Annotated in this window: 22 protein-coding genes; 16 read left to right on the top strand and 6 right to left on the bottom strand. The window is 61.4% G+C overall.

Going from position 1 to position 24,101, the window contains the following annotated elements; translation table 11 throughout:
• Positions 1-82 precede the first annotated feature (82 nt).
• The 6 genes from prlC to ACLEJU_RS23345 all read left to right on the top strand — a co-directional run bounded on the left by prlC (position 83) and on the right by ACLEJU_RS23345 (position 8,376).
• Entirely contained in the window at positions 83-2,134 is a 2,052-nt protein-coding gene (prlC, locus tag ACLEJU_RS23370; protein ID WP_440776752.1) for an oligopeptidase A, read from the top strand.
• Positions 2,131-2,412 carry a YheV family putative zinc ribbon protein gene (locus ACLEJU_RS23365; RefSeq protein WP_435425138.1) on the top strand — a complete coding sequence of 94 codons (282 nt, stop codon included), beginning with the start codon at positions 2,131-2,133 and terminating at the stop codon, positions 2,410-2,412. The genes prlC and ACLEJU_RS23365 overlap by 4 nt, the downstream gene beginning before the upstream one ends.
• Before the next feature lie 92 nt (positions 2,413-2,504).
• Entirely contained in the window at positions 2,505-4,514 is a 2,010-nt protein-coding gene (locus ACLEJU_RS23360) for a M3 family metallopeptidase (protein ID WP_435425139.1), read from the top strand.
• A gap of 79 nt (positions 4,515-4,593) precedes the next feature.
• On the top strand, positions 4,594-5,652 hold the full coding sequence (locus tag ACLEJU_RS23355) for a PA0069 family radical SAM protein (protein WP_435425140.1): 1,059 nt from the start codon (positions 4,594-4,596) through the stop codon (positions 5,650-5,652).
• Positions 5,653-5,945: 293 nt separating this feature from the next.
• Complete coding sequence (locus ACLEJU_RS23350) at positions 5,946-6,665, top strand: carbonic anhydrase (RefSeq protein ID WP_110639496.1); 720 nt, start codon at positions 5,946-5,948, stop codon at positions 6,663-6,665.
• 190 nt (positions 6,666-6,855) lie between these two features.
• A complete protein-coding gene (locus ACLEJU_RS23345) occupies positions 6,856-8,376 on the top strand; it encodes a SulP family inorganic anion transporter (RefSeq protein WP_435425141.1) in 1,521 nt (506 codons plus the stop codon).
• A gap of 2 nt (positions 8,377-8,378) precedes the next feature.
• On the opposite strand, the gene ACLEJU_RS23340 is transcribed toward ACLEJU_RS23345, so the two are convergent.
• Positions 8,379-9,461: a hypothetical protein gene (locus ACLEJU_RS23340; protein WP_435425142.1), complete on the bottom strand. Its 1,083-nt coding sequence runs from the start codon at positions 9,459-9,461 to the stop codon at positions 8,379-8,381.
• Positions 9,462-9,568: 107 nt separating this feature from the next.
• Positions 9,569-10,213 (bottom strand): hypothetical protein, encoded by a 645-nt coding sequence (locus ACLEJU_RS23335; RefSeq protein WP_435425143.1) that lies wholly within the window; start codon positions 10,211-10,213, stop codon positions 9,569-9,571.
• Positions 10,214-10,581: 368 nt separating this feature from the next.
• Between ACLEJU_RS23335 and coxB the strand changes: the two genes are divergently transcribed.
• Genes coxB through ACLEJU_RS23315 form a run of 4 tightly spaced genes read left to right on the top strand, consistent with a single transcriptional unit; the run spans position 10,582 to position 14,823 of the window.
• On the top strand, positions 10,582-11,709 hold the full coding sequence (coxB, locus tag ACLEJU_RS23330) for a cytochrome c oxidase subunit II (protein ID WP_294325986.1): 1,128 nt from the start codon (positions 10,582-10,584) through the stop codon (positions 11,707-11,709).
• Between the two features lie 43 nt (positions 11,710-11,752).
• Positions 11,753-13,342, top strand: a complete 1,590-nt coding sequence (gene ctaD, locus ACLEJU_RS23325) for a cytochrome c oxidase subunit I (protein WP_027917168.1) — start codon at positions 11,753-11,755, stop codon at positions 13,340-13,342.
• 10 nt (positions 13,343-13,352) lie between these two features.
• Positions 13,353-13,919, top strand: a complete 567-nt coding sequence (locus ACLEJU_RS23320; protein WP_110639501.1) for a cytochrome c oxidase assembly protein — start codon at positions 13,353-13,355, stop codon at positions 13,917-13,919.
• 16 nt (positions 13,920-13,935) lie between these two features.
• Positions 13,936-14,823, top strand: a complete 888-nt coding sequence (locus ACLEJU_RS23315; RefSeq protein WP_435425144.1) for a cytochrome c oxidase subunit 3 — start codon at positions 13,936-13,938, stop codon at positions 14,821-14,823.
• 98 nt (positions 14,824-14,921) lie between these two features.
• Here ACLEJU_RS23315 and ACLEJU_RS23310 read toward each other — a convergent pair whose 3' ends face one another.
• Positions 14,922-15,125, bottom strand: coding sequence for a twin transmembrane helix small protein (locus tag ACLEJU_RS23310; RefSeq protein WP_054884381.1), 204 nt, complete (start codon positions 15,123-15,125; stop codon positions 14,922-14,924).
• 63 nt (positions 15,126-15,188) lie between these two features.
• On the opposite strand from ACLEJU_RS23310, the gene ACLEJU_RS23305 reads away from it, so the two are divergent.
• From ACLEJU_RS23305 to ACLEJU_RS23285, 5 genes are read left to right on the top strand one after another with little or no spacing between them, the layout of a single operon-like run.
• On the top strand, positions 15,189-15,926 hold the full coding sequence (locus ACLEJU_RS23305) for an SURF1 family protein (RefSeq protein ID WP_435425408.1): 738 nt from the start codon (positions 15,189-15,191) through the stop codon (positions 15,924-15,926).
• A complete protein-coding gene (locus ACLEJU_RS23300; protein WP_435425409.1) occupies positions 15,895-16,476 on the top strand; it encodes a hypothetical protein in 582 nt (193 codons plus the stop codon). The genes ACLEJU_RS23305 and ACLEJU_RS23300 overlap by 32 nt, the downstream gene beginning before the upstream one ends.
• A gap of 9 nt (positions 16,477-16,485) precedes the next feature.
• Positions 16,486-17,565: a COX15/CtaA family protein gene (locus ACLEJU_RS23295; protein WP_435425410.1), complete on the top strand. Its 1,080-nt coding sequence runs from the start codon at positions 16,486-16,488 to the stop codon at positions 17,563-17,565.
• Positions 17,550-18,443, top strand: coding sequence for a heme o synthase (gene cyoE / locus ACLEJU_RS23290; protein ID WP_435425411.1), 894 nt, complete (start codon positions 17,550-17,552; stop codon positions 18,441-18,443). Before ACLEJU_RS23295 ends, cyoE begins: the two co-directional genes overlap by 16 nt.
• Positions 18,440-19,072 (top strand): SCO family protein, encoded by a 633-nt coding sequence (locus ACLEJU_RS23285; protein WP_435425412.1) that lies wholly within the window; start codon positions 18,440-18,442, stop codon positions 19,070-19,072. Before cyoE ends, ACLEJU_RS23285 begins: the two co-directional genes overlap by 4 nt.
• 129 nt (positions 19,073-19,201) lie before the next feature.
• Here ACLEJU_RS23285 and ACLEJU_RS23280 read toward each other — a convergent pair whose 3' ends face one another.
• The 3 genes from ACLEJU_RS23280 to ACLEJU_RS23270 form a co-directional block, all read right to left on the bottom strand.
• Positions 19,202-19,975 (bottom strand): MetQ/NlpA family ABC transporter substrate-binding protein, encoded by a 774-nt coding sequence (locus ACLEJU_RS23280; RefSeq protein ID WP_294326005.1) that lies wholly within the window; start codon positions 19,973-19,975, stop codon positions 19,202-19,204.
• A 64-nt stretch (positions 19,976-20,039) separates the two neighbouring features.
• The gene (locus ACLEJU_RS23275; RefSeq protein ID WP_435425413.1) at positions 20,040-20,711 is read right to left on the bottom strand and encodes a methionine ABC transporter permease; all 672 of its coding nucleotides are present in this window, start codon (positions 20,709-20,711) and stop codon (positions 20,040-20,042) included.
• Complete coding sequence (locus tag ACLEJU_RS23270) at positions 20,711-21,718, bottom strand: methionine ABC transporter ATP-binding protein (protein ID WP_435425414.1); 1,008 nt, start codon at positions 21,716-21,718, stop codon at positions 20,711-20,713. Before ACLEJU_RS23270 ends, ACLEJU_RS23275 begins: the two co-directional genes overlap by 1 nt.
• Positions 21,719-21,943: 225 nt before the next feature.
• On the opposite strand from ACLEJU_RS23270, the gene katE reads away from it, so the two are divergent.
• Complete coding sequence (katE, locus tag ACLEJU_RS23265) at positions 21,944-24,073, top strand: catalase HPII (RefSeq protein ID WP_435425415.1); 2,130 nt, start codon at positions 21,944-21,946, stop codon at positions 24,071-24,073.
• Positions 24,074-24,101 lie beyond the last annotated feature (28 nt).

Genomic DNA, 24,101 nt, shown 5'->3' with positions numbered 1-24,101 from the left:
CCGATAGGCAGGCTGCCTGCTGCGGTCGGCGTCGATTGTAATTAAGATGGGGCAGTGTTTCTCCTGCCAAGGTATCCGAACCGTGAGTGCGAACAACCCACTTCTGCAGTCCTACGATCTGCCGCCCTTCTCGCAAATCCGTGCCGAACACGTGTTGCCGGCGATCGAAGCGATCCTGGCCGACAACCGTAAAGCCATTGCCGAGATCCTCGAACAGCAAGGCAAGACGCCTACCTGGGCCGGCCTGGTGCTGGCCATGGACGAACTGAACGACCGCCTGGGTGCCGCCTGGAGCCCGGTCAGCCACCTCAATGCGGTGTGCAACAGCCAGGCGCTGCGCGAGGCCTATGAGTCCTGCCTGCCGGCGCTGAGTGCCTACTCTACCGAACTGGGCCAGAACCGCGCGCTGTTCGAAGCCTATGAGGCACTGGTCAACAGCCCGGAAGCCGCCAGCTTCGACGTGGCGCAGAAGACTATCCTCGACCACGCCCTGCGTGACTTCCGCCTGTCGGGCATCGACCTGCCGGCCGACCAGCAGCAGCGTTATGCCGAAGTGCAGAGCAAGCTGAGCGAGCTGGGCAGCCGCTTCTCCAACCAGCTGCTCGACGCAACCCAAGCCTGGACCAAGCACGTCACTGACGAAGCCGCACTGGCTGGCCTGACCGACTCGGCCAAGGCGCAGATGGCCGCCGCTGCCCAGGCCAAGGGCCTTGACGGCTGGCTGATCACCCTGGAATTCCCCAGCTACTACGCGGTAATGACCTACGCCAGCGACCGCACCCTGCGTGAAGAGCTGTATGCCGCCTACTGCACCCGTGCCTCGGACCAAGGCCCGAATGCCGGCCAGTTCGACAACGGCCCGGTGATGCAGCAGATCCTCGACCTGCGCCAGGAGCTGGCCGAGCTGCTGGGTTACAAGAATTACGCCGAGCTGAGCCTGGCGACCAAGATGGCCGAGTCCAGCGACCAGGTGCTGACTTTCCTGCGTGACTTGGCCAAGCGTTCCAAGCCATTTGCTGCCCAGGACCTGGAGCAGCTCAAGGCCTACGCCGCCGAGCAGGGCTGCCCTGAGCTGGCCAGCTGGGATGCCGGTTACTTCGGCGAGAAGCTGCGTGAGCAGCGTTACAGCGTGTCGCAGGAAACCCTGCGCGCCTACTTCCCGATCGACAAGGTGCTCAGCGGCCTGTTCAGCATCGTCCAGCGCCTGTACGGCATCGAGATCGCCGAACTCAAAGGCTTCGACAGCTGGCACCCGGACGTGCGCCTGTTCGAGATCAAGGAAAACGGCCAGCACGTCGGCCGCTTCTTCTTCGACCTCTACGCCCGTGCCAACAAACGTGGCGGTGCCTGGATGGACGGCGCCCGCGACCGTCGTCGCACGGCTGGCGGCGAGTTGCAGAGCCCGGTGGCCAACCTGGTGTGCAACTTCACCCCGGCCGCGCCTGGCAAGCCTGCGCTGCTGACCCACGATGAGGTCACCACCCTGTTCCACGAGTTCGGCCACGGTCTGCACCACATGCTGACGCGCATCGAGCATGCTGGTGTGTCTGGCATCAATGGCGTGGCCTGGGACGCGGTCGAGCTGCCGAGCCAGTTCATGGAAAACTGGTGCTGGGAGCCGGAAGGCCTTGCCTTGATCTCCAGCCACTACGAAACCGGCGCGGCCCTGCACCAGGACCTGCTGAACAAGATGCTTGCAGCGAAAAACTTCCAGTCGGGCATGATGATGGTTCGCCAGCTGGAGTTCTCGCTGTTCGACTTCGAGCTGCACGCCAGCCACGGCGACGGCCGCAGCGTGCTGCAGGTACTTGAAGGCGTGCGCGATGAGGTTTCGGTGATGCGCCCGCCAGCGTACAACCGATTCCCCAACAGCTTTGCGCACATTTTCGCTGGCGGTTACGCGGCGGGCTACTACAGCTACAAGTGGGCTGAAGTGCTGTCGGCCGATGCCTTCTCGCGCTTCGAGGAAGAAGGCGTGCTGAATGCCGAGACCGGCCGTGCGTTCCGTGAAGCAATCCTGGCCCGCGGCGGCTCGCGCGAACCCATGGAGCTGTTCGTGGACTTCCGTGGGCGTGAGCCTTCCATCGACGCATTGCTGCGCCACAGTGGCCTCACCGAGGATGCTGCGGCATGAGCGAGGTTGCAGTGAACAAGACCAAGAAGCGCTTCATCGCCGGGGCGGTCTGCCCGGCGTGCAGCGAGCCCGACAAGCTGATGATGTGGAGCGAAGACGACGTCCCGCACCGCGAGTGCGTGGCCTGCGGCTTCACCGACACCCTTAATGAACAGGGCCTGTCGGTGCCCAAGGAGCTCGGTACCCGGGTCAACCAGCTGGCGCCGAAAGCGGCACCGGCCAAGGTGCAGACCGTGCAGTTCTTCCCGAATCCGAAGCTGAAAAAGCCGACCGAGTAATCCGGGTCGATGGGTGTTAGATAATGCCTGCCGCGGCAGCGGAGGGAGTGCGGATAGTTCTGCTCTTCTTCCGCATCCCGTCAGGTACTGTCATGACACTCTTGCAACCTGCAAATTTGCTGGATTACCGGCAGGTCACTCCCGACCAGGCCCTGAAGGCTATTGAAACCAGCATTGCCAACTATCGATCGGGCATCGAAGCGGTTGTCGAGCATCAGGCCGTATTACCCACCTGGGACGATCTCGTCCTTGCCATCGATGCTCTCGACGCCGATCTGCAAGGCACTTTCTATGATTTCGCGCCAATGGCCAACCGCAGCGAAGAATGGTGGCAGGTGTTCCAGAAGACCTATCTTGATGTGGATGGGTGCTTCAAAGAGAAGCTGAGGAATGTCGAGTTGTATCAACTCTATGTTCGTTTGGCCAACAGCGCAGTAGGCCGGCATCTGGATTCGCGCAAGCAAGCGACGCTGGCGCTGATCCTTCAGGAATACAAGAACGGCGGCGTACACCTGAGCACGGAAGACAAATCCCACCTGCAACAACTGGAAAAACGAATAGGCGAACTCACGACACGATTCCTGGCCAACGTTGACTCATCCGTTGCATCCCTTGCCGTCCATGTGACGGATGAAAACCGACTTGAAGGGATTGCCGGCCAACAACAGGGGCAGATGCGCTTGGCCGCGGAGGCCGCAAAGCTTTCCGGTTGGGTGATTGTCTGCGACGAAGCAAATTTCACCCACGTTCTCAAATTTGCAAAAGATCGAACGCTGCGTGAACAGGTTTATCGTGCCTACCATTTACAGGGCGTCAGCGATGATCCTGCGCTCGACAATGGTGATGTGATTCGGGAAATCGCTGAACTGCGGAATGAAAAGGCGCGCTTGCTGGGGTTCGAGGGTCATGTGCAGCTGAGTGTGCAGACCAAGAGCATCGGCACTGTTGCCCGGTTGGAGGCGTTTCTGCAAAGTCTGGAAGATCGGGTGAAACCGGCCATGTCGGCCTTCAGACGCACGATAGAGCCGCTAGCGGCAGCACAGGGTATTGATACCCTCGAACCTTGGGATATCGAGTATTTGCACGCCAATGCCCGCGGCTCCCAGAGCCTGCTTTCGGAGGCAACGATGCAGGAATACTTCACATTCGAAGGTGTGGTGGCGGCCCTGCGCGAGATGGCCAGGCGGCTCTTCGGCGTTGAGGTGCAGAAGTTGAATGACTCAAACGCCTGGCATCCCAGCGTGCTCATCTTCGAGGTGATCAAGGATCATGCAACGATCGGTCACCTTTACCTGGATGCCCTGCAGCACGATGGCAAAGCACCTGACACGGTCAAGACCGTTACCCATTGGCATCGACGAGTAGATGCCGAGGGGCGTTACCATCGAGTCGTGGTTGCCGTGTACAGCGACATACCGTTGGGTATTGACGGCCGCCCGCCGTTGCTGGACCACCTGGCGCTCAGAAAGCTCTACCATGAGTTCGGTCACGCCCTGCACAGTCTGCTGGTCAGCACGAACAATCACCTGCTCTCCGACACGCGTCGGCTGGGCAGCGATGGAGTGGAAGTTCCATCGAAGCTCTTCGAGTGCTGGGTCTGGGATGCCGATTACCTGGCAAGTATCTCTGCTCACTACCAGGATGGTCGAAAATTGAGCAGCGCTGAACTGAAGCCTGTGCTGGACAATCTGCAAGCCGACAATGCCCGTGCCAGCGCAACGCTCCTGGGCCGGGCGTTTCTCGATCTGGGCTTGCACCGGTCGGCCACCAACGGAGTGGACCTTTCCCGTCTCGTGACAGACAGCCATCAGCGCAGCGGACTATGGCCGTTGAAGGGTTTCGAGAAACCGCTACACGGATTTACTCATCTGGTGACGGGTTACGATGCCGGCTTTTTCGGTTACCTCTGGGCGGATGTCCATGCGTGGGATCTGTTCAGTCGGTTCGAAGCTGGAGGCTTGCTGGATCAAGCTATCGGTCGAGCATTACTGGATGAGGTTCTCGCACCGTCCGCATCTCGACCGTTCATGCAAAATATCGAATCGTTCCTGGGCCGGCCGACGGATATGACACGATTTCTGAAATGGACGGGCCTGGCCTGATGGCGTTGCGGTGACCGGCGGCGCTGGTGCGCGTCGCAAGAAAACATTACTGTATATAAATACAGTCTAGATGGCGTCCATGATGATTCCTGCGTCGCAGAAAGGGCGTGGCACGGTCCTGCAACCCCACAACCGTTTTGGTTCGACCCGCACAGTGGTCGAGGACGATGGCTGGTATCAGGAAGTGCCACTCACCCAGGGCACCGAGGTGCGTGTAGAGCGGGCCAAGTCCGTCATCAGTCGCAATACTTCACCCGATCTGCCCTTTGACCGCTCGATCAATCCTTATCGTGGCTGCGAGCATGGCTGCATCTACTGCTATGCTCGCCCCTCCCATGCATACTGGGACCTTTCCCCAGGGCTGGATTTCGAGACCAAGCTGATTGCCAAGACCAATGCTGCCGAAGTGCTTGCGCAGCAGTTGAGCAAGCCGGGTTATGTCTGCGCACCGATCAACCTGGGCTCCAACACCGATCCTTACCAGCCAATCGAGCGCGAGCAGCAGCTGACTCGACGATTGCTGGAAGTCCTTTTGCGCTTTCGCCATCCGGTGACCATCGTCACCAAGGGCGCGCTGGTGTTGCGCGACCTCGACCTGCTGGCCGAGATGGCTAGCCAGCGTCTGGCGCGGGTGATGATCAGCCTCACAACCTTGGACAACGACCTCAAGCGGGTGCTCGAGCCTCGCGCGGCTTCACCCACTGCCAGGTTGCGGGCCATTCGTGTCTTGCGCGAAGCCGGGGTACCGGTGGGCGTGTTGTGTTCGCCGATGATTCCGATGATCAACGACAGTGAGCTGGAACACCTGCTGGAGGCTGCCAAGGAAGCGGGTGCTCAGAGTGCTGCCTACATGATGCTGCGCCTGCCGTTGGAGGTGGCGCCGTTGTTCGAGCAATGGTTGCAGGAACATTACCCGCAGCGGGCGACCCATGTGCTCAGCCTGATTCGCCAGAGCCGTGGCGGCGAACTTTACGACAGCCGCTTCGGTGCGCGGATGCGTGGTGAGGGGGTGTTTGCCGAGCTTCTGGCGCAGCGCTTTGCCAAGGCGATGAAGCGGCTAAACTTTGAGGGGCGAGAAGCGCAGGCATTGGATTGCTCGGCCTTTTGCCCGCCAGGTGGTCAGATGGCGTTGTTCTGACAGCAAGTGGCGCCTGCAGACATCCCTAGTACCACTCATTCAAGCAAATAATCTTAGTAATGGCGCTTGGCAGTTGATGCTTTTTTGCTATTATTCGGTTCCTGCCTTTTATATCTGGAACACCTGTTCTAGAGCCTCCGAATTAAGTTTCAGTTAAGTTTTCCCCGCTAGCGTAGGAATCCAGTCAGCCAAGACTGTGATTTATCGCCCGTGCGCGTCATCTAAATCTGCGCATAGCCAGAATCTTTCACCGGTAAAATGGATTTACCTACACACCGTCAAGAGGATGAAACATGCCCGTCAAGGACCCATCCAAGGTCGTTCCGCAAGCTCCCGCGGAGAGCGCCGATGCCGCCCTGAAGCACATCGTCGACGGCTTCCTGCGCTTTCACCATGACGTCTTCCCCGAGCAGCAAGAGCTGTTCAAGAAGCTCGCCACCGCGCAAACCCCGCGCGCCATGTTCATCACCTGTGCCGACTCGCGCATCGTTCCCGAGCTGATCACCCAGAGCTCGCCGGGCGACCTGTTCGTGACCCGTAACGTCGGTAACGTGGTACCGCCGTATGGCCAGATGAACGGTGGTGTTTCCAGCGCTATCGAATACGCCGTGCTGGCGCTGAAGGTGCACCACATCATCATCTGTGGTCACTCCGACTGTGGCGCCATGCGCGCTGTGCTGAACCCGCACTCGCTGGACAAGATGCCGACCGTCGGTGCCTGGCTGCGCCACGCCGAAGTGGCCCGCACCGTGGTCGAGAACAACTGCTCGTGCGGCAGCGAACACGAAAGCATGCAGGTTCTGACCAAGGAAAACGTCATCGCTCAGCTGCACCACTTGCGCACCCACCCTTCGGTGGCCTCGCGCCTGGCCGCTGGCCAGTTGTACATCCATGGCTGGGTCTACGACATCGAGACCAGCAAGATCGAAGCCTACGACGCCGCAAGCGACAGCTTCCTGCCCCTGGCCGCTGGCCAGCCGGTGCCTAGTGCCACTCCGAGAGGCCGCTACTAAGCGACCCGTCCACAGCTGAACCTTGAATAGCCGGCTGCACCCCATGGGGTGTGGCGCGGCCTTCGGCTGCCTTGAAAAAGCCCTGACTGCACTGCCGGCGATCGCGCTGGCGGCCCGCGCCTGCGCGTTCGTCAGGGGCCAAACGTGCTCACGGCCAGGGGAATGGCCGTGCGACAGAGAAAGGAGAACGATGGTGAACATGACACAGTTGAAAGCGGCCCTGCCGCGTGAGTTGTTGGCGTCGGTGGTAGTCTTCCTGGTCGCCCTGCCGTTGTGCATGGGGATTGCGATCGCCTCGGGCATGCCGCCGGCCAAGGGGCTGATCACCGGCATCATTGGCGGCATTGTGGTCGGCTTCCTGGCGGGTTCGCCGTTGCAGGTCAGCGGTCCGGCGGCTGGCCTGGCGGTGCTGGTTTTCGAGCTGGTCCGCCAACATGGCATGGCGATGCTCGGGCCTATCCTGCTGCTGGCGGGGATTCTGCAATTGCTGGCCGGGCGCTTGCGCCTGGGGTGCTGGTTCCGTGTCACGGCGCCAGCGGTGGTGTACGGTATGCTCGCCGGCATCGGGGTACTGATCGTGTTGTCGCAGGTGCATGTGATGTTCGACACGGCGCCGCAGCCGTCGGGTATGCAGAACCTGCTGGAGTTTCCCGCTACCGTGAGTGCTGCCCTGCCGCTGGAAAATGCAGGTTCCGGCTGGATCGCCGGTGCGCTAGGTCTAGGTACCATTGCCATCATGTGGGCCTGGGAGCGGTTGCGGCCGCAGCGGCTGAGGTTTGTTCCAGGTGCCTTGCTGGGCGTGGCGGCGATGACCGCTATCGCCATGTGGCTGGCGCTGCCGGTGAATCGTGTGGAGGTGCCAGCGGACTTGACCGAAGCCATCGACTGGATACGCCCCGATGACCTCATGAAACTGGCTGACCCGACATTGCTGGTTGCCGCCTTTGCACTGGCGTTTATCGCCAGTGCCGAAACCTTGTTGTCAGCCGCTGCGGTCGATCGCATGCACAGTGGCCAGCGCTCGGATTTTGACCGTGAGCTTTCGGCCCAGGGGGTCGGCAATATGCTCTGCGGACTGCTGGGAGCCTTGCCGATGACCGGCGTGATCGTTCGCAGTTCGGCCAACGTCCAGGCCGGGGCACAAACCCGGGCCTCGGCGATCCTGCATGGTTTGTGGTTACTGGCGTTCGTGGTGGTGCTGAGCACTGTACTGCAGCAGATTCCGGTGGCGAGCCTGGCAGGCGTGCTGGTCTACACCGGTATCAAACTGGTCGATTTCAAAGCGCTGCGAGGTTTGGGCCGCTACGGTCGGATGCCGATGTTCACCTATGTGGCGACAGCCATGGCGATTATCTTCACTGACCTTTTGACTGGCGTACTTCTGGGTTTCGCGCTGACATTGCTGAAGTTGGCATTCAAGGCGGCGCGCCTGAAGATCAGCCTTGTCCAGCTGGAGCCCCGTGGCCATATGGAGCTGCGCCTGAGCGGGGCGGCGACGTTCCTCAAGGTGCCAGCGTTGACCCAGGTGCTCGAAACCGTACCTGCCGGCACCACCTTGCATGTGCCGCTGGCCAACTTGACCTACATCGACCATTCATGCCTGGAACTGCTGGAGGATTGGAGCAAGACCAGCGGCTCCAGCCTGCGTATCGAACAGCGAGGGCTCAAGCGCAGGGTGGAAGGCCGTTTGCGTAGCGTTGCTGGCGCCTGAGGTCAGCGCTTGAGCTCGGTCAGCTTCGGTGCACCCGGCCATGTACCTGTCAGGTTCACGGTGCGGGTGCCGCCCAGCCACTCGCTGGCGGGCGTGTTCCACTTCAACATCAAGGGGGTATTCTCGCCGATGTTGATGAACTCCGCCGTTAGTACCATCTCGGTGGCGGTCAGGGGAATCCGGCCGAAGCTGGTCGAGCTCCCGCCAATCACGGTCCTGGATTCCTCGAACGGCCCTTCGGGGGTCTTGTACGACAATTTGACCTTGGTGGTGTAAGTGGTTAGGGACGTAGCCTTGCTATCAACCAGAAGGTTCAACACGCCCATTTTTCCGACCCATTTTGGGATCAGCACCCGGTTGCCAGCGTACGACGCAAAGTTAAAGGCGATAGGCAATGGGTCCGTTGCCAATTCACCGCTTTTGGCCGGAAGGGTATGCATCTCTACTTCACTGGAGTTGCTGGTGAATACGTAGCTTGCTTTGCCTTTGCCACTGATGCCTTCTTCTTTGAATAGGCGATTGAGACCGCTGGCGCTACCGGCTACGGTGAAGCTGGCTTTGCTTTTCTTGGCCGCCGCATTCAAGCCACTGCTTGCGTAGATTACCGATGTCACGACGCCAAAACCTTCGGTTATCCCGACGCTGGTTGCCATGTTCAATTTGCGTGCCTGGGCAAGCAGCCAATCGTACTGATCGTGCAGTACGGTGAGGTTGCTGATGGTGTGCTCACCAGCGATTGCGAACTCCGAGGTAATGGAGTTTTCCTTGTCGAAGGTCCATTCCAGGGCGGCATCAGGCCTGACCTCGGCTCCCGTGCTCGGATCAAAGATCACCCCTTCGACGCTCGCACTGACCTCATTGCGCGAGACACCCTCGGATTTGAATTCCCATTTGTGACTTTGCTGACTCTTGCTTATCTCAACGCCCGGCAGGCAATCGGCGACAAGCGTGAAGTCGCCGGTGTCGGGATCGACGATGCCCACTGCGCCCGGCTTGATGGAGGAATTAAGGCCCCAGTTGCCCCATATTGCGGGATAGTCTACTCGCAGCAGGTCCGTATAGATCCGGTTAATTCTGATCGTCATTGTCGTCACCTTGGAATGAAAAAGGCCGCCTTCAGGCGGCCGGATGACAGTAATGATCCAAGGTGGAGGGCAACAGCGGGACCGCTTTCCTTGGGCGGTTCGTCGACTCAGGCGCTGGCCTGGCCAAACTCTACGTTCAACTGGCGTGACAGGCACGGCCAGCGCTTCCAGGCTTCACCCGTCTGTGGGCTGCGGAGGGTTTCGCGATAGGCTTCCACCGATTCAGCGGCAAAGCTGTCGTCATCGAGCATCTCGTCCACCGAGTGATGCACCACTTCATCCAGCTGGTTGGCGAAGGTTTCGCCGATCAACTGGTGGGCAATCAGGTTGGCCACCGTGGTGTCGACCGGAATCAGTGGTTGCTGAAAGTGGCGGATGTACAGGTCGTTGACCTCCTCCACCAGGCGGTGCGCCAAGTAGGCTTCATCCAGCAGGCAATCGAGCCCTACATGCCCCTGCATCACGCTCGGCGGCTGCAGGAAATAGGCCTCGGCAATCTTCAGGACAGGTTTGATCTGGGATTCGATCCCCGCTTCGCGGGCTACGTCGTGGGCGGCTTCCAGCAGCTCCGGGACCTGATCGATGTAAGCGCTGACGAAGCGCGCCAAAGTACCCTGGGCGTCCTGCTCAGGCAGTTGGATCGAGGGGTGCAGGTGAGGCAGTTGTGCCTCTAGACGCTTTTTCAGTTGGCCGGTTTGGCTTTCATGAGTATGGGCTTGGCTAATCTGCTCGCGTACAGCAGCGATGTTCATGACAACTCCAGGGACAAGACGTTTCAAACGGAAGACACTAAATTAGCTCGGTATACAGAATACCTAAGACGCATTTGTTATAAACCCCGCAAACGTGTGCGCAGTTCGGCATATCGCATTGCCAGTATTTTGCCATAACCCCTCAAGCTCGGGCTTTTGCACGGCCTCTCGCATTTCTTGAAGTTCATTTCACTAGCGTCGTTGCGTGCCGTTGGTCGCTGTCTATACTCCCGTTGAACGTGATTCGTTGATGAGGCCCGACTGCTTTTGCAGGGGCTCGGTCGTCGAAGCCAGGCAGTCTTGACCGCCGTTCCCTCTTGCCGCAGGCCACGCCTCCGGGACTACAAGAACGAGAAGGGGAACCCGCAATGATGCGACATCCACATGTCTGGATGGGCCTCCTGTTGTGGTCGGTTTTTGGTCAGGCCAACGCTGCCTGGACAGTGAACATGCACCCGGGGGCGACGGAAGTCTCCAACGCTGTGTTCGACCTGCACATGACGATCTTCTGGATCTGCGTGATCATCGGCATCGTGGTTTTCGGTGCGATGTTCTGGTCCATGGTCATCCACCGCCGTTCCACCGGCCAGCAGCCAGCGCATTTCCACGAGCACACCTGGGTGGAAATCCTCTGGACCATCGTGCCCTTCCTGATTCTGGTGGCCATGGCCATTCCGGCCACCAAGACCCTGATCGACATCTACGACGCCAGCGAATCGGACATCGATATCCAGGTCACCGGTTACCAGTGGAAATGGCACTACAAATACCTGGGCCAGGACGTGGAGTTCTTCAGCAATCTGGCCACCCCCGCCGATCAGATCCACAACAAGGCGCCCAAGGACGAGCACTACCTGCTTGAAGTCGACCAGCCGCTAGTGCTGCCGGTCGGTGCAAAGGTGCGCTTCCTGGTGACCGCCGCCGACGTCATCCACTCCTGGTGGGTGCCGGCCTTCGCGGTCAAGCGCGACGCCATCCCCGGCTTCGTCAACGAAGCCTGGACCCGTATCGAGAAGCCCGGCATCTACCGCGGCCAGTGCACCGAGCTGTGCGGCAAGGACCACGGCTTCATGCCGGTGGTGGTCGAGGTGAAGTCCAAGGCCGACTACGACACCTGGCTCGGCGAACGCAAGGCCGAGGCGGCCAAGCTCAAGGAACTGACCAGCAAGGACTGGACGCTCGAAGAACTGGTCGAGCGTGGCGACAAGGTCTACCACACTACCTGTGTGGCCTGTCACCAGGCCGAGGGCCAGGGCCTGCCACCGATGTTCCCGGCGCTCAAGGGTTCGAAAGTGGCCACCGGGCCGAAGGAAGAGCACCTGAGCACGGTTTACCACGGCCGCCCGGGCACGGCGATGGCCGCGTTCGGCAAGCAGCTCTCGGAAGTCGACATCGCCGCCGTGGTCACCTACGAGCGCAACGCCTGGGGCAACAACAAGGGCGACATGGTCACGCCGAAGGACGTGCTGGCGCTCAAGCAGGCAGAAGCCAAGTGAACCGGGTTTTGCGCGGCAATCAGCGGATTGCAGGAGACAGGACATGAGTGCAGTGATCGACGACCACGCCCACGGCCATGACCACGCCCACGGCCCGGCCAAGGGCCTGATGCGCTGGGTGCTGACCACCAACCACAAGGACATCGGCACGATGTACCTGTGGTTCGCCTTCATGATGTTCCTGCTTGGCGGCTCGTTCGCCATGGTGATCCGCGCCGAGCTGTTCCAGCCCGGGCTGCAGATCGTCGAGCCGGCGTTCTTCAACCAGATGACCACGATGCATGGCCTGATCATGGTGTTCGGCGCGGTGATGCCGGCCTTCGTCGGCCTGGCCAACTGGATGATCCCGCTGATGATCGGCGCACCGGACATGGCCCTGCCGCGGATGAACAATTTCAGCTTCTGGCTGCTGCCCGCGGCCTTCCTGCTGCTGGTCTCGACCCTGTTCAGCCCCGGCGGCGGGCCGAATTTTGGATGGACTTTCTACGCCCCGTTGTCAACCACCTATGCGCCAGCCAGCGTGACCTTCTTCATTTTCGCCATCCACCTGATGGGCATCAGCTCGATCATGGGCGCGATCAACGTGATCGCCACCATCCTCAATCTGCGTGCCCCGGGCATGACCCTGATGAAGATGCCGCTGTTCGTCTGGACCTGGCTGATTACCGCGTTCCTGCTGATCGCGGTGATGCCGGTGCTGGCCGGCGTAGTGACCATGATGCTGATGGATATCCACTTCGGCACCAGCTTTTTCAGTGCCGCCGGTGGCGGTGACCCAGTGCTGTTCCAGCATGTGTTCTGGTTCTTCGGCCACCCCGAGGTATACATCATGATCCTGCCGGCCTTCGGCGCGGTCAGCTCGATCATCCCGGCGTTCTCGCGCAAGCCGCTGTTCGGCTACACCTCGATGGTCTACGCCACCGGCGCGATTGCCTTCCTGTCGTTCATCGTCTGGGCCCACCACATGTTCGTGGTCGGCATCCCGGTAGTCGGCGAGCTGTTCTTCATGTACGCCACCATGCTCATTGCCGTACCCACCGGGGTGAAGGTATTCAACTGGGTCAGCACCATGTGGGAAGGCTCGCTCAGCTTCGAGACGCCGATGCTGTTCGCCATCGCCTTCGTCATCCTGTTCACCATCGGTGGTTTCTCTGGGCTGATGCTGGCCATCGCCCCGGCGGACTTCCAGTACCACGACACCTACTTCGTGGTGGCGCACTTCCACTATGTGCTGGTGCCCGGGGCGATCTTCGGCATCTTTGCCTCGGCCTACTACTGGCTGCCGAAGTGGACCGGCCACATGTATGACGAAACCCTCGGCAAGCTGCACTTCTGGCTGTCGTTCGTCGGCATGAACATGGCTTTCTTCCCCATGCACTTCGTGGGCCTGGCCGGGATGCCACGGCGTATTCCCGACTACAACTTGCAGTTCGCCGACTTCAACATGGTGTCGTCGATTGGTGCCTTCCTGTTCGGCACCACACAGCTGTTCTTCCTGTTCATCGTCATCAAGTGCATCCGTGGCGGCGCACCGGCACCGGCCAAGCCTTGGGATGGTGCCGAGGGCCTCGAATGGTCGATCCCCTCGCCAGCGCCGTATCACACCTTCCAGACTCCGCCGGAAGTGAAGTAGGAGCGTCGCCATGAAAGGCTCGTCGCTCAAGCGCCTGGTCACCCGCCTGCTGCTGCTGACGGTAGTGATGTTCGGCTTCGGCTTTGCCCTGGTGCCGATGTATGACGTGATGTGCAAGGCCTTCGGCATCAACGGCAAGACCGGCGGGCAGTACGAGGGCAGCCAGGTCAGTGACCCGACGCGTTCGGTGCGGGTGCAGTTCATGTCGACCAACGCCGCCGACATGGTCTGGGACTTCTATTCCAAGGGTGACGAGCTCGAGGTCAACCCGGGGGCAGTGAACCAGATGATCTTCGTTGCGCACAACCCGACCAACCGGCCGATGAGTGCGCAGGCGATACCCAGCATCACCCCGGCCGAGGCCGCGGCGTATTTCCACAAGACCGAGTGCTTCTGCTTTACCCAGCAGGTGCTGCAGCCCGGCGAACGCATCGAGATGCCGGTGCGCTTCATCGTCGACCGCGACCTGCCGGAAAGCGTGAAGCACCTGACACTGGCCTACACCTTGTTCGACATCACTGCACGTCATCCGCCGGTCGCCCATGCCGCGGTACAGGACGTCCAGGGCGCCCGTTGAGGGAAGGAGAACAGCAATGGCAAGTCATGAGCACTACTACGTTCCGGCGCAGAGCAAGTGGCCGATCATCGCCACCATCGGCATGTTCATCACGGTGTTCGGCCTGGGTACCTGGTTCAACGACATGAAGGCCGGCCACCCGTCATCACACGGGCCGCTGATCTTCTTCGTCGGCGCGCTGTTCCTGGCCTACATGCTGTTCGGCTGGTTCGGCTCGGTGGTCCGCGAGAGCCGCGCCGGGCTGTACAGCCCGCAGCTGGACCGCTCGTTCCGCTGGGGCATGAGCTGGTTCATCTTCTCGGAAGTGATGTTCTTCATGGCCTTCTTCGGCGCGCTGTTCTACGTGCGTGTGCTGGCAGGGCCCTGGCTGGGCGGTGAAGGGGCCAAAGGTGTGGCGCACATGCTCTGGCCGACGTTCGAATTCACCTGGCCGCTGTTGCACACGCCTGACCCGAAGCTGTTCCCGCCGCCCAAGGAAGTGATCGACCCGTGGCACCTGCCGCTGATCAACACCATCCTGCTGGTCAGCTCCAGCGTGACCATCACCATCGCGCACCACGCCCTGCGCCGTGACCATCGTGGCCCGCTGAAATTATGGATGGCGCTGACCATCCTCTTGGGTATCAGCTTCATCACGCTGCAGGCCTACGAGTACCACGAGGCCTACACCAAGCTGGGCCTGACCCTGGGCTCGGGTATCTATGGCGCGACGTTCTTCATGCTCACGGGTTTCCACGGGGCCCACGTGACCTTGGGCACGATCATCCTGATCGTGATGTTCGTGCGCATCCTGCGCGGGCACTTCAACCCGGAAAAACACTTCGGTTTCGAGGCGGCCAGCTGGTACTGGCACTTCGTCGATGTGGTGTGGGTGGGGCTGTTCATCTTCGTCTACGTGCTGTGAAAAAGAACGCTGTGGGAGCGGGCGTGCCCGCGAATGCGTCGGCACATTCAACATCGCATTCGCGGGCACGCCCGCTCCCACAGGGTCAGGTGAAAACTTCAGAAGGGGGCGTGGGACACCAGCTGGCCACTGATGAAGCCCCAGGCAACCAGGCCAACGGTCAGGGCCGCCAGGGTCACCCGCACGGTCAGGGCCTTGAGCAGGCGGGTCGAGTTTTCATCGTCCTTGACCAGAAACACCAGGCCACTGAACAGGCTGGCAACCGTGGCCAACAGCATCAGGACAATCGCGGCCTTGAGCATGGCGCTTCTCCGGGGGGATGCAGGGATGTGGATAAGTATAGCGTTTGACCTGGCGAGGCCCCGATGAGGCCGTTTCGCCCAGGCTGGATACCGACCCTTGTGGTGCTTGCGCTGCTGCCGGGGCTGATCGCGCTTGGCTGCTGGCAGCTTGGCCGTGCCGATGAAAAGCGCGCCTTGCTGGACACTTACGCCGAACGCGAGGTCGCACCTGCGCTGCCTACCAGCCAACTGCAGCAGACGCAGGACGCGGCCTACCGCCGGGTGCGCCTCTACGGCCTTTTCGACGCCGAACACAGCCTGCTGTTGGACAACAGCATGCGCGACGGCCAAGCCGGCGTCGAACTGCTGCAACCGTTTCATGACCAGCCCAGCGGCCTGTGGCTGCTGGTCAACCGCGGTTGGCTACCGTGGCCCGATCGCCGCGTGCCGGTGCAGTTCACAACCCCCGAGCAGCCAATGGCACTGGATGCCACGGTGTATGTGGCACCCGGCAAGACCTTCCAGCTGCACCCTGACCCGCTTGGCGGCCAGTGGCCGCACCTGCTCACCGCTGTCGACGCTGTGCAACTGTGGCAGCAGCTCGACCGCGAAGGTTTCGCCCATGAACTGCGCCTGGAAACCGGCCCGGCCGCCTATCGGCTGGGTTGGCCGATCGTTGCCCTCGGCCCGGAAAAACACCTCGGCTATGCCGTGCAGTGGTTCGCCCTGGCCACTGCACTGGTGCTGCTTTACCTCTATTTCGGCTGGCATCACAAGAAGGAGAAACCCCATGGCCACCGCCACTCCACTGGACCTGCCTGAACGTAGCAAGCCCAGAGCCCGTGGGCGTTTGCAGCTGGTTCTGATCCTGCTGGTGGTACTCGGGCCGATGATTCTGGCGACCTGCATGTACAAGCTCCAATTCTGGGTGCCGGAGGGTCGCAGCTACCACGGCGCGATGATCGGCAATGGCGAGAGCCGTGCGGACATCGGCATAGCCGGTAGGGACGAGCGCTGGCAGTTGTTGGTCAGCGCCCCGCAAGCCTGTGCCGAGGACTGTCAGCGGCTGGTCTACCTGGTGCGGCAGATCCAGGTCGGCCTGGGCCGTGATGCCAGCCGTGCCAGCCATGCCTTGGCGGCAGCTCAGCCGCTGAGCGCCGATTTCCAGGCGTTGCTCGGCCGGGAATACCCCCAATTGCAGCGCTACCCGCTGGACGCCCAGCGCTACGCCCAGAAAGTCACCGAACCCGGCCCGCAACTGTGGATTGTCGACCCGCACGGCAACCTGGTGTTGCGCTACGACGGCAAGGTCAACGGCAAGCACGTGCTCGACGACCTGCGTCACCTGCTCAAGCTGTCCAATATCGGCTAGGAGCCTGACATGGCCAGACCCGGATTCCGCATCGCTGTGTTCGCAACCCTGCTGGCACTGCTGGTCGTCCTGCTCGGTGCCTACACCCGGCTGACCCACGCCGGGCTCGGCTGCCCCGATTGGCCAGGCTGCTATGGCTTCATCAGCGTGCCCAAGAGTGAAGCGCAGCTGGCCCATGCCGAAATGCACTTCCCTGACCACCCGGTGGAAGAGGCCAAGGGCTGGGCCGAGATGGTCCACCGCTACTTCGCCGGCACCCTCGCCGTGGTGATCGCCCTGCTCGCCTTTCAGGCGCTGCGCCGGCATACCCGCGATGGCCAGCCCTATCGCCTGCCCCTGTTGTTGCTGGGTGTGGTGCTGGCGCAGGCAGCGTTTGGCATGTGGACCGTGACCCTCAAGCTGTGGCCGCAAGTGGTCACCGCGCACCTGCTGGGCGGCTTCACCACCCTGAGCCTGCTGTTCCTGCTTTCCCTGCGTCTATCCCGGGCCTTTGCACCCTTGCCAAAACTGCCGCTCAGCCTACGGCGGATAGCTGCGCTGGCCTTGCTGGTGGTGATCGGCCAGATCGCTCTGGGTGGCTGGGTCAGTGCCAACTATGCGGCGGTCGCCTGCATAGACCTGCCTACCTGCCATGGCCAGTGGTGGCCGGCGGCCGACTTCAGCAACGGCTTCCACCTAAGCCAGCACGTAGGCCCCAATTACCTGGGTGGGCAACTCGATAGCGATGCGCGCACGGCCATCCACATCAGCCACCGCCTGGGCGCGCTGTTGGTGACCTGTGTGCTGCTGATGCTCAGCTGGAAGCTGCACCGCTGTGGCCTCGCTGGCCTGTCGCGGCTGGTGCTGCTGGCGTTGGCCGTGCAAGTCGGCCTGGGGATCAGCAATGTGCTGTTCCACCTGCCGCTGGCCGTGGCCGTCGCGCATAACGCTGGCGGTGCGTTGCTGTTGCTGAGCATGGTGCTGGTGAACTACCGCATTCGCGTGGTCGACAAGGTCCGCGTTGGTGTCGGACAGGGCTGGCGCCTGCGGCCTGTGGCAGGGGTAAGCATCACCCATTCGATGAGGAACGATTCGTGGCGACGCTTCTGAGCTTACGTCGTGCCGGCTGGCGCGATTACCTGGAGCTGACCAAGCCCAAGGTGGTGGTGCTGATGCTGATCACCTCGCTGGCGGGTATGTTTCTGGCATCTCGCGCTGGGGTCAGCTGGAGTGTGCTGTTGTTTGGCAATCTGGGTATCGCTTTGTGCGCGGGTGGCGCGGCAGTGGTCAACCACGTGGTGGACAGGCGCATCGACGCGCTGATGGCGCGTACTCACAAGCGCCCATTGGCCCAGGGCCGAGTCGAGCCGTTGCCGGCGTTGCTGTTCGCCCTGGCCCTGGCGCTGCTTGGCATGGCCCTGCTGCTGGTGTTCACCAATGCCCTCACCGCCTGGCTGACCCTGGCTTCATTGCTCGGCTACGCGGTGCTCTACACCGGCTTTCTCAAGCGTGCCACGCCGCAGAACATCGTCATTGGCGGCCTGGCCGGCGCCGCGCCGCCGCTGCTTGGCTGGGTTGCAGTAAGCGGCCATGTCAGCGCCGAGCCCTTGCTGCTGGTGCTTATCATCTTCGCCTGGACGCCACCGCACTTCTGGGCGCTGGCCATCCACCGCAAGGAAGAGTACGCCAAGGCCGATATCCCGATGCTGCCGGTCACCCACGGCGAGCGTTACACCAAGCTGCATATCCTGTTGTACAGCCTGATATTGCTGGCAGTGAGCCTGCTGCCGTTTGCCATCCACATGAGCGGCCTGTTGTACCTGGCCTGCGCCCTGGTACTGGGTCTGCGCTTCCTGCAATGGGCCTGGGTGTTGTACCGTGGCAGCCGGCCGCACGCGGCGATCGGCACTTTCAAGTACTCCATCGGCTACCTGTTCGCGCTGTTCATCGCGTTGCTCGTTGACCACTACCTGTTGCTGAATCTATGACTCGAACCCAGAAAACCGTGTTCATCCTCGTCGCCCTGGTCGCGCTGATCCTGGGCCTTGCCGTCAACAAGGTGCTCAGTGAACGGGGCCAGCTGAACCCGACCGAACTGATCGATGCCGGCATCATTCTGTTGCCGCAGAGCCGCGCGGTGGCCGACGTGACCATGACCAACCAGGATGGCCAGCCGGTGCAGCTGGACGACCTGAAGGGCAAATGGTCGCTGCTGTTCTTCGGCTACACCTACTGCCCGGACATCTGCCCGACCACCCTGGCCCAGTTGCGCCAGGTGAAGAGCGAGCTGCCCAAAGAGGCCGTGGACCGGCTGCAGGTGGTGTTGGTGAGCGTGGACCCGAACCGCGATACGCCGAACCAGCTGAAGCAGTACCTGGGCTATTTCGACAAGGATTTCGTCGGGGTGGCGGGGTCGATCGAAGATACCCAGAAGCTGGCCAATGCCTTGAGCATTCCGTTCATCCCGGCTGATACCAGCAAGCCGGGGTATACCGTGGATCATAGCGGTAACCTGGCGGTCGTCGGGCCGGATGGGCGTCAGCGCGGGTTCATTCGTGCGCCGTTCAACAACCAGAAGCTGGTGGCGCAACTGCCTGGGCTGGTGAAGCGGGATTGAGATTGCTGGGCCTGCTGCGCAGGCCTATCGCGACACAAGGCCGCTCCCACATGGATCGGCGTACGCTGTACATTGTGGGAGCGGCCTTGTGTCGCGAAAGGGCCGCATAGCGGCCCCAAGGATGCGAGATCAGAACGCCGGCACCACAGCGCCCTTGTACTTCTCGTTGATGAACTGCTTGACCTCAGGCGAGTGCAGTGCAGCAGCCAGCTTCTTCATCGCGTCCGAGTCCTTGTTGTCCGGGCGGGCAACCAGGATGTTCACGTAAGGCGAGTCTTTGCCTTCGATGGCCAGGGCGTCTTTCTCCGGGTTCAGCTTGGCTTCCAGCGCGTAGTTGGTGTTGATCAGCGCGATATCGACCTGGGTCAGCACGCGCGGGATGGTGGCTGCCTCCAGCTCACGGAACTTCACGCTTTTCGGGTTTTCGGCAACGTCCTTCACGGTCGACAGGATGTTGGTGTTGTCCTTCAGCTTGATCACGCCGGCCTTGTCCAGCAGCAGCAGGGCGCGGCCGCCGTTGGTGGCGTCGTTGGGGATGACCACGGTGGCGCCGGAGGACAGCTCGTCGAGCTTCTTGATCTTGGTCGAGTACACGCCCAGCGGCTCGATGTGCACGCCGGCAACGCTGACCAGGTTGGTGCCCTTGGCCTTGTTGAACTCATCCAGATACGGCTGGTGCTGGAAGAAGTTGGCGTCCAGGCGCTTCTCGGCCACCTGCACGTTCGGCTGGATGTAGTCGGTGAATTCCTTGACTTTCAGGTCTACGCCTTCTTTCGCCAGCTGAGGTTTGACGAAGTTGAGGATCTCGGCGTGCGGCACCGGGGTGGCGGCGACGGTAAGGGTTTCGGCAGCGTTGGCCGAGAAGGCCGCGACAGCGGCGACAACAGCAAGCAGCTTCTTCATGAATCACTCCTTGTGAGGGCCGCGACGGCCCCCGAACGGGTCGGCCGGGCCGACCCCATTGGGGTTACTTACGGGAAAAATGCACGACCAGTTTGTCGCCCACGCTCTGCAGGACTTGAACCAGCACCAGCAACAGCACCACGGTCACGACCATCACGTCGGTCTGGAAACGCTGGTAACCGAAGCGGATGGCCAGGTCGCCCAGGCCGCCAGCGCCGACCACGCCGGCCATGGCGGTGTACGACACCAGGGTGATGGCGGTGACGGTGATCGCCGCGAAGATGCCCGGACGGGCCTCTGGCAGCAGCGCGCTGGTGATGATCTGGCGGGTAGTGGCACCCATCGACTGGGTGGCCTCGATGATGCCGCGGTCCACTTCACGCAGGGCGGTTTCCACCAGGCGCGCGAAGAACGGCGTGGCACCCACCACCAGCGGCGGGATGGCACCGGCGACACCCAGCGAGGTACCGGTGATCAGCACGGTGAACGGAATCATCACGATCAGCAGGATGATGAACGGCAGCGAGCGCAGGATGTTGACGATCAGCGACAGCAGCGCATACACGCCCTTCTGCTCGAACAGCTGCTTCGGCCCGCAGAGGAACAGCAGCACGCCCAGTGGCAGGCCCAGCAGCACGGTGAAGAACAGCGAGCCGAACAGCATGATCATGGTATCGACGGTGGCCAGCCAGATTTCGGCCCAGTCGACGTTGGCAAAGAAATTCAGGGCGTCCATCAACGCAGTACCTCCATATGTACGTCAGCTGCCTTGAAGCGGGCAAACGCCGCTTCCATGTCCCCGCCGATCAGGGCGAGGGTGAGCTGGCCATAGGGGACATCCTTGATGCGGTCGATACGCCCGGCGAGGATGCTGTAGTCCACACCGGTTTCTCGCGCCACGGTGCCCAGCAGCGGGGCGTAAGTGGCATCGCCCTGGAAGGTCAGGCGCACGATACGGCCTGGCACGTGGGCGAAGTCGTCGCGCTGTTCGCCTTCGTCGACTTGTTCATCTTCCTGGACGAAACGCTTGGTAGTCGGGTGCTGCGGGTGCAGGAACACGTCGGCCACCGAGCCTTGCTCGACGATCTGGCCGTCATCCATTACCGCCACACGGTCGCAGACTCGGCGGATCACATCCATTTCATGGGTGATCAGCACGATGGTCAGCTTCAGCTCACGGTTGATCTCGGCCAGCAGCTGCAGCACCGAAGCGGTGGTCTGCGGGTCGAGGGCACTGGTGGCTTCGTCGCACAGCAGGATCTTCGGGTTGGTCGACAGGGCGCGGGCGATGCCGACACGCTGCTTCTGGCCACCGGAAAGCTGCGCGGGGTACTTCCTGGCGTGGTCCTGCAGGCCGACACGGGCCAGCAGCTCGCTGACACGCTTGTCGATCTCGCTGCGCGACAGCTCGCCGGCCAGGGTCAGCGGCAGGGCGACGTTGTCGGCGACAGTTTTGGAGGCCAGCAGGTTGAAGTGCTGGAAGATCATCCCGACCTGCTGGCGGAAGCCGCGCAGCTGGCTGGCGTTGAACGCGGTGACGTCTTCGCCGTCGACGATGATCGTGCCGCCGGAAGGCTCTTCGAGGCGGTTGATCAGGCGCAGCATGGTGCTCTTGCCGGCGCCGGAATGGCCGATCAGGCCGAACACCTGGCCATCTTCGATGGTCAGGCTGGTCGGATTCAGTGCGGGGATTTCCCTACCGGCAACGCGGTAGGTTTTATGTACCTGTTGGAACTCGATCACGTAGCGAACCTTGTGGGGCGCATGGAATTTGGGGCAGCGGTTAGCTGGGGTCGCGCATTTTAGCCTTTTCCCATAGCTGTTCTTAGCATTTATTTCGTAATGCACCAATCCTTCGGGCATATGGCGACAACCGGTAATCCTGATTGAACGCTCGACAAAGCTCTCCAGTCACTACTTGCACAAGCCCGTTAAGGGCACGCCTGAAGACTGATAAGGAGAGCCGTGATGCCTAGCAAGAAACCGGATTCGCCGAAACAGAGCCAGCTCGCCGGTACCGACACCCCCGATCGGGCCAACACCAACCGTAAGTTACAGGGCTTGGAAGAGAATCGCAGCGATTCGACCGGCCAGGCACTGCGGACCAATCAGGGTGTGCGCATTGCCGATAACCAGAACACGCTCAAGGCCGGGCCTCGTGGCCCCTCGCTGCTTGAAGACTTCATCATGCGCGAGAAGATCACTCATTTCGACCACGAGCGCATCCCTGAACGTATCGTGCACGCCCGGGGCACCGGCGCCCATGGCTACTTCCAGAGTTATGGCAACCACGCCGAACTGACCAAAGCGGGCTTCCTGCAGGACCCTGAGAAAGTCACCCCGGTATTCGTGCGGTTCTCCACTGTGCAAGGCCCACGCGGGTCCGGCGACACGGTGCGTGACGTGCGCGGTTTCGCCGTGAAGTTCTATACGGATGAAGGCAATTTCGACCTGGTGGGTAACAACATGCCGGTCTTCTTCATTCAGGACGCCATCAAGTTCCCGGATTTCGTGCACGCGGTCAAACCGGAGCCGCACAACGAAATCCCCACCGGTGGTTCGGCCCATGACACCTTTTGGGACTTTGTCTCACTGGTGCCCGAATCCGCCCACATGGTCATCTGGGCCATGTCCGACCGTGCCATTCCGCGCAGCCTGCGGATGATGGAAGGTTTTGGCGTGCACACCTTCCGGCTAATCAACGCCGAGGGCGTGGCGAGCTTCGTCAAGTTCCACTGGAAGCCGCGCCAGGGCGTGCACTCTCTTCTGTGGGACGAGGCCCAGAAACTTGCAGGCAAGGACACCGACTTCCAGCGCCGGGACCTGTGGGAGGCTATCGAGACAGGCGATTATCCGGAATGGGAGCTGGGCGTGCAGATCGTGCCGGAGGCGGATGAGCACAAGTTCGACTTCGACCTGCTCGACCCTACCAAGATCATTCCCGAAGAGCTGGTGCCGGTTACGCCGCTGGGCAAGATGGTGCTCAACCGCAATCCTGACAACTTCTTTGCTGAGGTGGAGCAGGTCGCTTTCTGCCCCGGCCATATCGTGCCTGGGATCGATTTCAGCAACGACCCATTGCTGCAGGGCCGGCTGTTTTCCTACACCGACACTCAGATCAGCCGTCTTGGCGGACCGAATTTTCACCAGATCCCGATCAACCAGCCCGTGGCGCCGAACCACAACAATCAGCGCGATGCGCTGCACCAGCACGTGCTGCACAAAGGGCGTGCATCCTATGAACCTAATTCGATAGACGGCGGCTGGCCGAAAGAAACCCCTCCGGCTGCTCAGGATGGAGGCTTCGAAAGTTATCAGGAGCGTATCGATGCGAACAAGATTCGCCAGCGCAGCGAGTCGTTCGGCGACCACTTCTCCCAGGCGCGGCTGTTCTTCCAGAGCATGAGCCCCACTGAGCAACAGCACATCATCAAGGCCTACAGCTTCGAGTTGGGCAAAGTGGAGCGTGAGCACATTCGCGCGCGACAGGTGAATGAGATTCTTGCCAACATCGACCTCAAGCTGGCCGCCGCCGTTGCTGCCAATCTTGGCTTGCCGGCACCCAAGGCCGGTACGGTGCAGGTCAAGGGCAGTCAGTTGGCGAAGTCGCCGGCCTTGAGCCAGATGAACCATCCAGGCGTAGTCGGTATCAAGGGACGCAAGATCGCGGTGCTGGTGGCCGATGGTGTGGACGGTGGCAGCGTCGACAAGTTGGTCAAGGCGCTGGAGGCCGAAAGCGCCAGGCCCATGCTCCTGGGGCCGACTTCGGCGCCGGTGAAAACGGCGGACGGCAAGCAGTTGCCGGTCGATGCGTCGATGGAGGGGATGCCGTCCATCATGTTCGACGGGATCGTCGTGCCCAAGGGGGTGGACAAGCCGTTGGCTGCCAGCGGGTTGGCGAAGCACTTCCTGCTCGAGGGCTACAAGCATCTCAAGGCGATGGTGTTGACCAAAGACCTGTTGAATAGCCTGGGGCTCAAGGAAGACAAGGGATTGCTGCTTGGGGATGAGCAGAAGGCCGTGGATGCCTTTGTCAAAGCGGTTGAAGGGCATCGGGTGTGGGAGCGGGAGGCGGCAGCAGAATCGGTGCCGGCCTGATAGGGCCTCTTCGCGGGCAAGCCCGTTC

The sequence above is a fragment of the Pseudomonas sp. SMN11 genome (assembly GCF_052041945.1).
Classification (GTDB): Bacteria; Pseudomonadota; Gammaproteobacteria; order Pseudomonadales; family Pseudomonadaceae; genus Aquipseudomonas.
The sequence above is the reverse complement of the archived record's forward strand: the minus strand, read 5'-3'. Positions and strand labels throughout refer to the sequence as shown.

What these genes read in the sequence shown, in the direction of transcription:
- ACLEJU_RS23365 (WP_435425138.1), top strand. Translation starts at nt 2,131, where the DNA reads ATGAGCGAGGTTGCAGTGAACAAGACCAAGAAGCGCTTCATCGCCGGG.
- ACLEJU_RS23360 (WP_435425139.1), top strand. Translation starts at nt 2,505, where the DNA reads ATGACACTCTTGCAACCTGCAAATTTGCTGGATTACCGGCAGGTCACT.
- ACLEJU_RS23355 (WP_435425140.1), top strand. Translation starts at nt 4,594, where the DNA reads ATGATGATTCCTGCGTCGCAGAAAGGGCGTGGCACGGTCCTGCAACCC.
- ACLEJU_RS23350 (WP_110639496.1), top strand. Translation starts at nt 5,946, where the DNA reads ATGCCCGTCAAGGACCCATCCAAGGTCGTTCCGCAAGCTCCCGCGGAG.
- ACLEJU_RS23345 (WP_435425141.1), top strand. Translation starts at nt 6,856, where the DNA reads ATGGTGAACATGACACAGTTGAAAGCGGCCCTGCCGCGTGAGTTGTTG.
- ACLEJU_RS23340 (WP_435425142.1), bottom strand. Translation starts at nt 9,461, where the DNA reads ATGACGATCAGAATTAACCGGATCTATACGGACCTGCTGCGAGTAGAC.
- ACLEJU_RS23335 (WP_435425143.1), bottom strand. Translation starts at nt 10,213, where the DNA reads ATGAACATCGCTGCTGTACGCGAGCAGATTAGCCAAGCCCATACTCAT.
- coxB (WP_294325986.1), top strand. Translation starts at nt 10,582, where the DNA reads ATGATGCGACATCCACATGTCTGGATGGGCCTCCTGTTGTGGTCGGTT.
- ctaD (WP_027917168.1), top strand. Translation starts at nt 11,753, where the DNA reads ATGAGTGCAGTGATCGACGACCACGCCCACGGCCATGACCACGCCCAC.
- ACLEJU_RS23320 (WP_110639501.1), top strand. Translation starts at nt 13,353, where the DNA reads ATGAAAGGCTCGTCGCTCAAGCGCCTGGTCACCCGCCTGCTGCTGCTG.
- ACLEJU_RS23315 (WP_435425144.1), top strand. Translation starts at nt 13,936, where the DNA reads ATGGCAAGTCATGAGCACTACTACGTTCCGGCGCAGAGCAAGTGGCCG.
- ACLEJU_RS23310 (WP_054884381.1), bottom strand. Translation starts at nt 15,125, where the DNA reads ATGCTCAAGGCCGCGATTGTCCTGATGCTGTTGGCCACGGTTGCCAGC.
- ACLEJU_RS23305 (WP_435425408.1), top strand. Translation starts at nt 15,189, where the DNA reads ATGAGGCCGTTTCGCCCAGGCTGGATACCGACCCTTGTGGTGCTTGCG.
- ACLEJU_RS23300 (WP_435425409.1), top strand. Translation starts at nt 15,895, where the DNA reads ATGGCCACCGCCACTCCACTGGACCTGCCTGAACGTAGCAAGCCCAGA.
- ACLEJU_RS23295 (WP_435425410.1), top strand. Translation starts at nt 16,486, where the DNA reads ATGGCCAGACCCGGATTCCGCATCGCTGTGTTCGCAACCCTGCTGGCA.
- ACLEJU_RS23285 (WP_435425412.1), top strand. Translation starts at nt 18,440, where the DNA reads ATGACTCGAACCCAGAAAACCGTGTTCATCCTCGTCGCCCTGGTCGCG.
- ACLEJU_RS23280 (WP_294326005.1), bottom strand. Translation starts at nt 19,975, where the DNA reads ATGAAGAAGCTGCTTGCTGTTGTCGCCGCTGTCGCGGCCTTCTCGGCC.
- ACLEJU_RS23275 (WP_435425413.1), bottom strand. Translation starts at nt 20,711, where the DNA reads ATGGACGCCCTGAATTTCTTTGCCAACGTCGACTGGGCCGAAATCTGG.
- katE (WP_435425415.1), top strand. Translation starts at nt 21,944, where the DNA reads ATGCCTAGCAAGAAACCGGATTCGCCGAAACAGAGCCAGCTCGCCGGT.